General features: G+C 67.5%; 8 protein-coding genes. 4 read left to right on the forward strand and 4 right to left on the reverse strand.

What is annotated here, in order from left to right:
• The first annotated feature begins 18 nt into the window (after positions 1–18).
• The 3 genes from ACFXKN_RS16245 (at position 19) to ACFXKN_RS16255 (ending at position 6,142) form a co-directional block, all read left to right on the forward strand.
• A complete protein-coding gene (locus ACFXKN_RS16245; RefSeq protein WP_379433350.1) occupies positions 19–2,406 on the forward strand; it encodes a DUF5682 family protein in 2,388 nt (795 codons plus the stop codon).
• 175 nt (positions 2,407–2,581) lie between these two features.
• Positions 2,582–3,745: a VWA domain-containing protein gene (locus ACFXKN_RS16250; RefSeq protein ID WP_379433289.1), complete on the forward strand. Its 1,164-nt coding sequence runs from the start codon at positions 2,582–2,584 to the stop codon at positions 3,743–3,745.
• A 129-nt stretch (positions 3,746–3,874) separates the two neighbouring features.
• Entirely contained in the window at positions 3,875–6,142 is a 2,268-nt protein-coding gene (locus ACFXKN_RS16255; RefSeq protein ID WP_379433290.1) for an ADP-ribosylglycohydrolase family protein, read from the forward strand.
• Between the two features lie 64 nt (positions 6,143–6,206).
• On the opposite strand, the gene ACFXKN_RS16260 is transcribed toward ACFXKN_RS16255, so the two are convergent.
• From ACFXKN_RS16260 to ACFXKN_RS16275, 4 genes are read right to left on the reverse strand one after another with little or no spacing between them, the layout of a single operon-like run.
• The gene (locus ACFXKN_RS16260; RefSeq protein WP_378940429.1) at positions 6,207–6,632 is read right to left on the reverse strand and encodes a nuclear transport factor 2 family protein; all 426 of its coding nucleotides are present in this window, start codon (positions 6,630–6,632) and stop codon (positions 6,207–6,209) included.
• Positions 6,629–7,561, reverse strand: a complete 933-nt coding sequence (locus ACFXKN_RS16265) for an NAD-dependent epimerase/dehydratase family protein (RefSeq protein ID WP_379433291.1) — start codon at positions 7,559–7,561, stop codon at positions 6,629–6,631. The genes ACFXKN_RS16260 and ACFXKN_RS16265 overlap by 4 nt, the downstream gene beginning before the upstream one ends.
• An 8-nt stretch (positions 7,562–7,569) precedes the next feature.
• Entirely contained in the window at positions 7,570–10,380 is a 2,811-nt protein-coding gene (locus ACFXKN_RS16270) for an alpha/beta fold hydrolase (protein WP_379433292.1), read from the reverse strand.
• 34 nt (positions 10,381–10,414) lie between these two features.
• Positions 10,415–11,032, reverse strand: coding sequence for a malonic semialdehyde reductase (locus tag ACFXKN_RS16275; RefSeq protein ID WP_378940431.1), 618 nt, complete (start codon positions 11,030–11,032; stop codon positions 10,415–10,417).
• A 113-nt stretch (positions 11,033–11,145) separates the two neighbouring features.
• On the opposite strand from ACFXKN_RS16275, the gene ACFXKN_RS16280 reads away from it, so the two are divergent.
• Positions 11,146–11,802 (forward strand): TetR/AcrR family transcriptional regulator, encoded by a 657-nt coding sequence (locus ACFXKN_RS16280; protein WP_378940432.1) that lies wholly within the window; start codon positions 11,146–11,148, stop codon positions 11,800–11,802.
• Positions 11,803–11,837 lie beyond the last annotated feature (35 nt).

Genomic DNA, 11,837 nt, shown 5'->3' on the forward strand with positions numbered 1-11,837 from the left:
CCGGCGGGCGATCCGCCTGTGGATGTGGTGACGCGGGTGTTCGGCATCCGTCACCACGGGCCGGGATCGGCGCGCTCGCTGCGCCACGCACTCGAGGAGTTCCGGCCCGACGCCATCCTCATCGAAGGTCCCGCGGACGCTGACCCGCTCGTCGGATTCGTCGCCGCCGACACGATGATCCCACCGGTCGCGCTGCTCGCCTACGTCCCGGATTCGCCTGCCCGCGCGGCATTCTGGCCCTTCGCGGCGTTCTCCCCGGAATGGCAGGCGATGCGCTACGGCGTCGACCACGCCGTGCCCGTCCGCTTCTGCGACCTCCCAGCGGCGAACGTCCTCGCCGCCGACGACGATGCTCGCGGTGGCGGTTCCGACCCACTCGCAGCTCTCGCCTCGGCCGCCGGCTACGACGACGCCGAACGATGGTGGGACGCCGTGGTCGAATCCGTCCCCGACAGCGCGGCTTTCGACGCGATCACCGAAGCGATGACCGCCCTACGCGAGGACGCCCCACACCCGGCGACCGGCGCCACACCGCACGCAGCGGACGCGCCACCACCGAACAACCGGGCACCCGTCGACCCGTCTGCACCAGCGAGCGGCGCGGCCCGGACGGGCACCGAACCGGACGATGTCGCTGAAACAACGTCAGCAGCAGCGGAATTCATGTCTCCGGCTGCGCCGGATCAGAGTCGCAGCGCCTTCGCACCGCTGGTTGTCGATCAGCACACATTGCGGCGGGAGGCGCATATGCGGGAGGTGATGCGGAAGGCTCTCAAGAATGGGTCGAAGCGGCTGGCCGTGGTGTGCGGCGCCTGGCATGCGCCCGCGCTGACGGGCCCGCTGGGACCTGCGGCGCCGGACAAGCGGCTACTCACAGGCTTGCCGAAGACGAAGGCGGCATTGACGTGGGTGCCGTGGACACATTCGCGGCTGGCGGCCGGATCGGGATACGGGGCAGGCGTCACCTCGCCCGGCTGGTACCACCATCTGTTCACCGAGACCGAGCGGCCGGTGGCGCGCTGGCTCACCAAGGTGGCGGGGGTGCTGCGCGAGCACGATCTGCCGGTGTCGAGTGCGCACATCATCGAGGCGGTGCGGCTGGCCGACACGCTCGCGGCGTTGCGCGGCAGGCCGCTGGCCGGCTTGTCCGAGGTCACCGAGGCGGTGCGGTCGGTGATGTGCGGTGGCGACGAGACCATGCTGCGGCTGGTGATCGATGAACTCGTCGTCGGCGAGACGCTCGGCGGCGTTCCCGAGGACACCCCGACAGTCCCCTTGGCGGCCGATCTGCGGGCGCGCAGCAAAACCCTGCGGCTCAAGCCGGAGGCTCTTGCCCGCACAGTCGACCTGGACCTGCGCAAGGAACGCGATGTCGAACGCTCGCATCTGCTGCACCGGCTGCGCCTGCTCGGCATCGACTGGGGCACGCCGACAACCGGCGAGGTCCGCAGCACCGGCACCTTCCGCGAGACGTGGACCCTGCGCTGGGAACCGGAATTCGAAGTCCGCATCGTCGAGGCCGCGGTGTGGGGCACCACCCTGCGCACCGCCGCGGAGACGAAGATCCTCGATACCGCGAGCCGCGACGACGTCACCGTCACCGCACTCGCCGACGCACTGGAAGTGGCCCTGCTCGCCGACTTGGGCGGTGCCACCGAAGGTTTGATCACCAGGCTCGAAGCCGCCGCCGCCCTCGACCACGACGTCACCCACCTGCTCGGCGCCCTACCCGGCCTGACCCGCACGCTGCGCTACGGCGATGTCCGCGGCACCGACACCAAGGCACTGGCCCACGTCGCCGACGGCCTGCTGGTACGGATCTGCGCGGGCCTGCCCGGCGCTGTCACCGGCCTCGACACCGACGCCGCGCAGGCCCTGCGCACCCAGATCGACGCCGCGCACACCGCCATCAGCACCCGCGACGATGAGCACACCACCACCGAATGGCTGGCGACCCTGCAGCGCATCGCCGACCGCGACGATGTGCACGGCGCGATCGGCGGGCGCGCGGTGCGCCTGCTCTGCGACGCCGAACGCATCGACGACGCCGACTCCGCCCGCCGCCTCGCCGCCGCGCTGTCCATCGGCAACACCCCCGCCGCGAAAGCCGCCTGGATCGACGGCTTCCTCGGTGGCCGCGGCCTACTCCTGGTCCATGACCGAGAGTTGTTGCGCCGCATCGACGAATGGCTCCGTGACCTCAACGAGGACCAGTTCGTCGCCACCCTCCCGTTGTTGCGCCGCACCTTCGGGTCCTTCGAATCCGGCGAACGGCGAGCCATCAGCCAGGCCCTACGCGACACCGGCTCAGCACCGACCACCCCCGCAGGACCCACTGCCATCGATCCGATCCGCGGAGAACTGGCACTCCGCGCGGCGACCGCGATCCTCGGAGCCGCAGGGTGACCCGCCTTCACATACCTCGAACGCCGGACCGCACACGGCGCCAGGTCCGCAGGTCACAACCGTTCTCCGCAATGCCGCGACAGGATTTCGCACCGCGCATCGAATCCGGCGCGATCATCACGGCGGCTCGCACCCCCGCGCTACCCGATCTCTCGCTCGATCACCAGGAGCACCGATGACCGATCTCGACGAAACCCACTCGCGCCGTTGGCGTCTGGTGCTCGGCACCGCCGCCGACGAGCAGCTCGGCGGCCTGTCCGCCGGCGCCGATCAGGCAATGGACCAGGCACTGGGTGCCCTCTACAACACCGGCGAGGCCGGCGGCTCGACGAAAAGGTCCGGCGGACTGGGTGGTTCGGCTCCACGGGTAGCGCGCTGGCTCGGCGATATCCGCACCTACTTCCCCGCGACGGTGGTCGAGGTGATGCAGCGCGACGCGGTGGAGCGACTGAACCTCACCCAGCTGCTGTTGGAGCCAGAGCTGCTGGAATCGGTGGAGCCCGATGTGCACCTGGTCGGCACCCTGCTCGGACTCAACCGGGTGATGCCCGAAACCACCAAGGCCACCGCGCGGATGGTGGTCGAGAAGGTGGTGCGCGAGATCGAGCAACGCATCGCCGCCAAGACCGTGGCCGCGGTGTCGGGCGCCATCAACCGTGCCGCCCGCACCCATCGCCCGAAACTGCGTGACATCGATTTCAATCGGACCATTCGCAAGAATCTCGCCAATTACCTACCCGAACACCGCACCATCGTGCCCGAAAGGCTCGTCGGCTACGGCCGCAAGTCGCAGTCGATCCAGCGCGATGTGGTCCTTGCCATCGACCAATCCGGTTCGATGGCGGCCAGTGTCGTCTACGCCTCGGTTTTCGGCGCGGTCCTCGCCTCCATGCGGTCGCTGAAGACCTCGCTGGTCGTGTTCGACACCGAGATCGTCGACCTCACCGACCAGCTCAGCGACCCGGTCGACGTGTTGTTCGGCACCCAGCTCGGCGGCGGCACCGACATCAATCGCGCCATCGCCTACTCGCAAACGCTGATCACCCGCCCCACCGACAGCCTGTTCGTGCTCATCTCCGACCTCTACGAAGGCGGCGTGCGCAACGAGATGCTGCGCCGCTGCAACGCGATGAAGGAAGCGGGCGTCCAGGTGGTCGTGCTGCTCGCCCTCTCCGACGAGGGCGCACCCGCCTACGACCACGACAACGCCGCGGCCCTGGCGGCGCTCGGCATTCCCGCCTTCGCCTGCACCCCCGACAAGTTCCCGGATCTACTCGCCACCGCGCTGGACCGCGGCGACATCACGCGCTGGGCCGACACCTTCGCCCCGGCGGTGTAATCGCGCCCCGGCGGGAACGTGGGTGGTCTTCCACAGATCTCGCCGGCGGCCGGTGGCGAGACTCGGGAGCGTTCCGAGCCCGGGCCAACTAGGCTGCCAACGATCGGGTTCGGTGAACGGAGTGAGGCGATGTTGCGGCGCGGGGCGGTGTTCGCCGGTTTCGTCATCGAGCGTGAGCTGGGGCGGGGCGGGATGGGCGCGGTGTACGCGGCCAGGGACCGCAGGCTGCCACGGCTGACCGCGTTGAAGTTGATGCACCGTGACCTGTTCGCCGACTTCGAGATCCGGGCCAGGTTCGAACGCGAAGCCGACCTCGTGGCCCAGCTCGACCACCCGAACATCATCACCGTCTACGACCGTGGCATCGACGAGGAACGACTGTGGATCGCGATGCAGTTCGTGGACGGTGTCGACGCGTCGGCGGTTCCGGTAGAGCAGTTCGGGAGCGAGCGGATCGCTCAGATCGCCACCCAGACCGCGAGCGCCCTCGACTACGCCCACCGCCAGGGCGTTCTGCACCGAGACGTGAAACCGGCCAACATCCTGTTGTCGCGCACCGCGGGTGTCGGCGCGGGCTTCGACGAACGAGTCGTATTGACCGACTTCGGCATCGCGAAACTCCTCGACGACACCGGCGGCCTCACCCGCACCGGCCAGTTCACCGCCACCATCGCCTACGCCTCCCCCGAACAACTCAGCAGCGCCCCCCTCGATGGCCGCGGCGACCAATACTCGCTGGCCTGCACGGTATTCCGCCTCCTCACCGGCACCGGCCCCTTCGACGCACCCAACCCGGCCACCGTCATGCTCGGCCACCTCAACACCCCACCCCCCGCGGCCAGCACCCGCCGCGCCACCCTCCCCACCGCGGTGGACGCGGTCCTGTCCAAGGCCATGGCCAAGGACCCCGCCCACCGCTTCCCCACCTGCATCGCCTTCGCCACCGCACTCACCGAAGCCCTCCGTCGCCCGACATCCGGGGCTACCTCGGCGCTGCGGCCGGGTACCGGTGCCGCGCCGCACAGGTCGCCGAGTCAGCCGCATGCCGCCGGGCGCCACGACCCAACTGCTGTCCGCCACACCTCGATCGAGCCGGAAAGTCTCGTCTCACTCAACAGTCGTGGGCTCGACGCGGCCCGGAAGGTCCATCCCGCACAGGAACCGACAGCACACGGCATGTCACGGACGCGATCGTCGAGCCCCGATCCCGCCCGACGGACCAGGGATGCCGTAGCGACCGCCGCCCCGCTGTGGCTGAACGCCGTGCACGGCTGCCTGCTCGGCGGCGGGATCGGCGATGCGCTCGGCGCTCCCGTGGAAACTCGCTCGCTGCCACAGATACGGGCCGAATTCGGCCCGCTCGGCGTCACCGACATCGACCCGCTGCGCATCTCCGAAGAGACCCAGCTGACCGCGTTCACCGTCGAAGCGCTGATCCGCGGCTCGGTGCGAGCCAGGGCGAAGGGCATCGGCGGCGCGACGATGGGTCTGCTCCAGCAGGGCCTGCTCGTGTGGTTACGCGGACAGGTCACCGAAATGCCCGACCAGCCGTTCGCGCTGTACAGCTCGCTCAGCGACTACCCCGAACTCACCGAGCAACGCGGCGTGGCCAATTCGGTCTACACCGCGCTGCGCCACGCGGCGGAACGGCGCGCGCCGACCAACCCGCTCGGCACCCGCGCCCAGCCGATCAACCACTCCAAGGGCAGTGGCGCCGTGATGCGCGCCGCCCCGTGCGGATTCGGTTACGCCGCGGACCGTTCCGGTGCGGCTACCGACGCCGTCTTCGAATTGGGTTGTGACGCCGCCGCACTCACCCACGGCCACCCCAGCGGCTGGCTCCCCGCGGGCACCCTGTCCGCACTGATCTATCAGCTCGCGCGCGGCGCCGACCTCGCCACCGCGCTCTCCCGCGCACGCGTCGAGCTCGCGAAGTACCCCGAGCACGAGGAAACCTCGGCCGCCCTCAATGCCGCACACCGGCTGGCCGCCCGAATCGAACGCGAACGGCGGTATCCCACACCGGAAGACGTGGAGACCCTCGGCCAGGGCTGGATCGGCCCCGAAGCCCTCTCGATCGCCGTCTTCGCCACCCTCGCCGCCGAAGGTCTCGGTGGCGCGCCCCACGACATCGTCCGCACCGGACTCCTGCTGTCGATCAATCACTCCGGCGACAGCGACGCCACCGGCTCGATCGCGGGCAGCCTCCTCGGCGGGCGCTACGGCCACTCCGCCCTGCCCCGACGTTGGGCAAACGCTGTCGACGCCCGCCGGGTCCTGGAGTTCCTCGCCACTGACTACTGCACCGAATTCGGCCTCACCCCACCCCGCGACTCCCGCGGCCAACCACCCGACCAGTGGTGGAACAACCACCCTGACCGGCCGCCGTCTGCCTGACCGCGCACCCCGACGGCGTAGCCGTCGGCAGGACGACACGGGGCGCCCTGCCAACGGCTTGCGATCAACTCTCGATCAGCCGGTGGAACTCGACGGTGTCGAAGATGTCCTCCATCCGGGTCGCCTTCCCGTCGCGCATCGTCCACGAGTGCAAGAAGGAAAGAGTGGCGGTGGTTCCGGTTCGGGAGGTCACATCACGGATTCCGAATACCACCACCCGATCACCTTGCTCGATGAACTCCTGTGGGTGCAGCTTCATGCCGCCCAGCACCGACGGGACGTGCGCGAGGAACGCCTTGATTCCCGCATGACCCAACTTCGTTCCGCCGAGCCCGTATTTGTTCATCCCCTCCGGATGCACCCATTCGATATCCGGGTGCATCGCCGACAGGATCGCGTCGACATCGCGGCTGGCGAAACCTTCATATGACCGGCGGATCACGGCGAGATTGTCCGTCCGGGTCTGCGACCCCCTGGTTGTCTCGCTCATGACACCGACTCGCGCAACTGCTCGGGGAACAGCTCGGCCACGGTCCGGCGAATGCCTTCGCGCCAGGTCACCGCGCACGGGCCGGTGAGGGAATGCCGCAGCGCCGGATCGAATTGGTATGTTTCCCTGGTGATTTCGCTGGGCACCAGGTCGGCCTGCACGCCGGTCAGTTCCTCCAAATAGCGGACGCAGTCGGTGATGCCGACCGATTCGTCCCCGCCCCAGTTCACCAACGTCGCCGACGTGGACGCTGCGGCGAACAGCTTCGGTACCTGCGCGATGAGATCGTCGATGTAGAGCAGCGAACACCAGTTCTGACCTTCGAGCGGCACGGGGATGGGTTCGCCCGCCAGCATTCTCTTCAGGTACAGCATCGGCACGCCGCCATAGCCGCTGGGGCCATAGGCGATATTGAGCCGCGCGATGACGGTCGGCAACTCGAGCACCGACGCGAGCGCACGGACCGCGCCCTCGGCCGCTATCTTCCCGACGGGATAGGTCGGCAACCAGTCCGCGACACCGTCGATCGGATCGGTCTCCCGGTAGCGGTGGTCGAGGGTCTGGCGCTTGTACAGCGCGCCTGTCGAGACGAACAGGAACGCCTCGGCGGTACGGCAATGCGCCATCAAACGGCCGGTGGCGGTGGTATTCGCCGCGATGCTCTCAGTGAAATCCGTACCATCGCCGCGGCGGACCGCCGAGTGGAAGACATGGGTGAAATCGTCGGGCAGCCCGGCGTAGGCGGTGGGCCCCTGGTTGTCGAGATCCCACTGAAAAGTCGTGATCCCGTGGTCCCGCAGTGCCGCTTCCGAACCGGGTGCACTGAACCGGCCGAGGCACCACACCTCGTTGTGTTCGGCCAGTGCCTTCGCGACGGGACCGGCCACCAGCCCGGTCGCGCCGGTGATGAGTACCTTCTTGCCCTGCAATGCTCGTCCTATCGATCGGTGCGGTTGGCGTCGGCGTCGGCGAGCGCCTGATCCAGTTCCTTGCGGAGAGTGGCTTGGAAGGATGCCACGTGCTGGGGACCCATCAGGGTGTAGTGCTCACCGGGAACGTCGATGTAACTATTGGTCTCCCGGCTGAAGTCATCCCATCGGCGCAGTTCCTTGTCGAGCCAGTCCTGCTTGGTTCCGCGCAGCGGAATCGCGTAGAAGACGGCCATCGACCGCACGTTCCCGCTCGGAGCGTACGTGCCCCCGAGTTCGGTCAGTCCGGCGGCGAGCTCGGCCCACGCGCGGAACTTCGTGAGATCCAGGTCCAGTTCGGAGACCCGCCCGGCGGGCGCGAGTTCGAGCAGCCGGATCAGTTGTTCTTCCTTCGGCAGCGGCCGCAGCCGGTCAGGTAGCAGCGCCGCTTGCGCCGTGGTGACCAGTTCCAGGAACATGGCCAGGTTCGTCGCGGTCTCAACGAAATCGAGTTCGTCCATGCGGTATTTGATGTGCGGCGGAAGATTGAAGCTGCCCACGAAATCGACTCGCTCACCGGCGGATTCGAGTCGCTTCGCGATCTCGAAGGCCACCGCGCCACCATAGGAGTAGCCGGCGAGGGCGTACGGGCCGTGCGGTTGACGTTTCCGGATCGCCGCCACATACGTGTCGACCATCTCGTCGAACGTGCTGAACGGCACTTCACCCGGGTTGAAGCCGCGGGCGCGCAGAGCGTAGAACGGCCGATCACCGACGAAATACTTCGCCAGGTTCACGAAGACCAGGACCTCACCGACACCCGGATGCACACAGAACAGCGGCGTCTTGTCGCCGACCGGCTGCAGCGCCACGATCGGATCGTAGGCGCGCGGCCCGGTGCCGCCCGCCACGTGGACCGCGAGTTCGCGAACGGTCGGTCCGGTGAGAATCTCGATCACCGGCAGTTCCCGGCCGTCGAAGTCCCTGGCCACCAGCTTGCTCAGGCGCAGAATATCCAGCGACGTCCCGCCGAGTTCGAAAAAGCTCGCGGTGACACTGATCTCGGCGGCGGGAAGATCGAAGAGTTCGGCGAAGATCTCGGTGAGTGCGGTCTCGATCGGCCCGTTCGGCGCCTCGAACCCGCCGAGCTGGCGGGTGGTCGCGGCAGCGGTGGCGGCGAGAATGTCACCGTATTCGCCGGATTCGAGCGCCCGCCGCATCCGAGGACGCAGGGTCTTGCCGAGACTGGTCTTCGGAAAATCCGACTTCGGCAGCGGCACAATCACTCCCGGGCGGAACCCGCACAACACCACCACGGTCGACCGCACCGCGGTCATCACCCGATGCAACTCGGTTTCGTCACCCTCGTTGTCGAGGTTGACCGCGATCACCAACTGTTCGGTGTCGGCGTCCGGGCGGCGGGTGGGGAAAGCTGCCACGTAGCCGCGGGTGACACCGTCGAGCTCCTCGAGCGCCGTTTCGATCTCGTGGCTGAAGTAGTTGACCCCGTTGACGATAATGCTGTCTTTGCTGCGTCCGGCCAGGGTCACCCGGCCGTCGTCGAGGCTACCGAGATCGCCGGTCCGGAACCAATGGTCAGGGGTGAAGGCAGCCGCCGTCGCGGCGTCGTTTCGGTAGTAACCGCGCGTGATCATGTCACCGCGCACCTGCAGTTCGCCGATCTCCCCGTCGGGCAACGGATTTCCGTCGTCGTCGGCGATGCGGACCGACAAACCGGGGATCGGACCGCCGACGCTCGCGAATTCCTGTCCGGCGTCGCAGACCGGGAATTCGCGGTTGTAGATGCTGCCCGCGCAGGTCTCGGTCATGCCGAACGCAGGCCACAGGGCGGCGTAGTTCAGCCCGTGCTGGGCGTAGGCGTCGAGGAACCGTTGCCCAGTCGCCACCACATTGGCCTCACCACCACTGACGATGTGCCGCAGGCAGGTCAGATCGAGACGCTCTGCCGCGGTCGCCACCGGCGCGTCGACCAGCGAATTGATCTGTCCGAGCAAGAAATTGGGTGTGAATGTCATGCTGACCCGGTATCGCGAGATGATCCGGAGGAATTCCAGCGGGTTCTGCAGGATCAGCTCCGATGGCGCGTGGATCTGCTGCGCACCGGCATACAGGGGCAGCAGATGTGTTTCCAGCATCGCGGCCACATGGTCGAAGGAAATCCAGTTGAACGTGGTGTCCCCGACGCCGAGCTGTTGCGTCTGCTGCTTGCCCGCCATCGACGCCAGCAGGTTGCCGTGCGTGAGCGTCACCGCCTTGGCGTTGCCGGTCGAGCCGGAGGTCAGCACGAGCAGTGCGAGATCGTCGAGCTGCGCGAGATGGGGCGCGGGCGCGGAATCGTCGGCGCGCAGGGCATCGAGTGACACCACGGACAGGCCTGGTACCGCGGGCAAGGCTCGGCGGGTAGCCGCCGAGGTGATCAGTAATGGGTGCTCGAGCAGCTCGTCGACGTGCCGCAGCGTGGCGGCCCAGCGTGCGGGGTCGGCCGGGGTCGCCACCAGCGTGCACGGTACGAATCCGCCGAGGAAGCAGGCCCACAGGGTGGTGACGAAGTCGCGATGATCATCGAGCAGCAGCGCCACCTTCGACTGCGGCCGCAGGCCCTGCGCGTGCAGTGCGCCCGTCAACAGCATTGCCTCGTCGAGCAATTGGCGATTCGACTGGTGGGAGCGAACTTCGGGTGTGCCGTCGGCGGCGTTGTCCAAATAGATGATCCCAGATGACGGGCGATGCAATACGGCAGACAGCAGGATCTGGGCTACTGATTGCGCGTCCTGCACCGAACGCGGAACTGGGATCGTTTCGAATCGACTCGCGAGCATGCTGTTCTCCATGTCCGGTTGCGGCAGGGCTGGATCAGACGGCGGTGATGACTTCGTCGTACTCGAGGCGGGGCAGGCGGCCCATCCAGGCATCCGGGCCGGGTTTGCCGATATTGACCACGCACAGCGGGGCGTGGCGGCCGTCGGGGAGGAATTCCCGAGCCACCGCTTCGTGGTCGAAACCGACCATCGGACCGGCCGCCAGGCCCGCTGCCCGGACACCGATGATGAAGTAGGCCACCTGCAGGGCGGCATTGAATTTCGCCGACTGCGCGCGGATCGCGGGATCGGCGAACACCGCTTGCGGGTTCTCCATGAACGGCACGAGTCTCGGCAGTTCTTCATGGAAGTCCAGGTCGGCGGCGAGAATCGCGACCAGCGGCGCCCGGTTGGTCTTTTCCTGGTTCCGCTCGGTCATCGCGGCGATCAGGCGACCTCGGGCCTCTTGCGAGCGGACCAGCACCACCCGAAGTGGCTGCTGGTTCATTGATGTGGGACCGAACTTCACCAGGTCGTAGATCGCCCGCACCTGCTCCTCGGAGACCGGCTCGTCCAGGAAAGTGTTGGCGGTGCGGGCGGTGCGGAACAGCAGATCCTGCGCGTCCGGATGTAGTGCCAGCGGTTCGGTCGATGTCAAGGTACGGCCGTCCATGACGCCCTCTCATAGTTTTTTGGACTGAGAGTCCAGAAAACCACCCGCTAAACTGGCCCGCAACTCGAACCATCGGTGACGCGTCTCACACGGAAGAAGGATGGGCCTGGGAAATGTGCTCCGCCGCCGCATATTCCGCTGCCATCGGGCGGCCGAAGGGGAATGACCCCGGTAAGTCCCGCCGGATCCTGGACGCTGCGGTGACCGAATTCCTCAACGAAGGCTATGACCGAACCAGCGTCGATTTGATCGCGGAGCGAGCCGGCGTCGCCAAACAGACCGTCTACAACCACTTCGGCGACAAGACGTCGCTGTTCCTGGCCGCGGTAGAGGCCGAACGCGGCCGTACCGCCACCGAATTCGAGAACAGCGCCGCCGCCTTGGTGCCGGTCGCCCCAGGAGCAGATACCCGCTCGGCACTACTCGCCATCGGACGACGCGCACTCGCGGTACTGCTCGATGAACGTGCCTCGGCCCTGCGCCGCCTGGTGATCAGCGAGGTCGCCCGGTACCCCGGACTGCAGCCTGCCTGCTCGGCGGGTGAACCGGCGCAGCTGGTGCGATTCATCGCCGATGAGCTGCGCCGGCGAACCGATCGTGGCGAACTGGATGTCCCTGATCCGGCAACAGGCGCCCGCCAGTTCGTCGCTCTGCTCGTCCAGCAGGGTCTGCACGAGTCGATGTACGGCACGATCGCGCTCACCGACGCACGGATCGACAGTCTCTGCGCTGAAACAGTCGAGTTGTTCCTGCGCGCGTACCGCATCTGAGCCAACGCGGCCGTGACCAGGTTCCCGCCGAACGC

It is taken from the genome of Nocardia sp. NPDC059195, from assembly GCF_042754695.1.
GTDB lineage: Bacteria > Actinomycetota > Actinomycetes > Mycobacteriales > Mycobacteriaceae > Nocardia.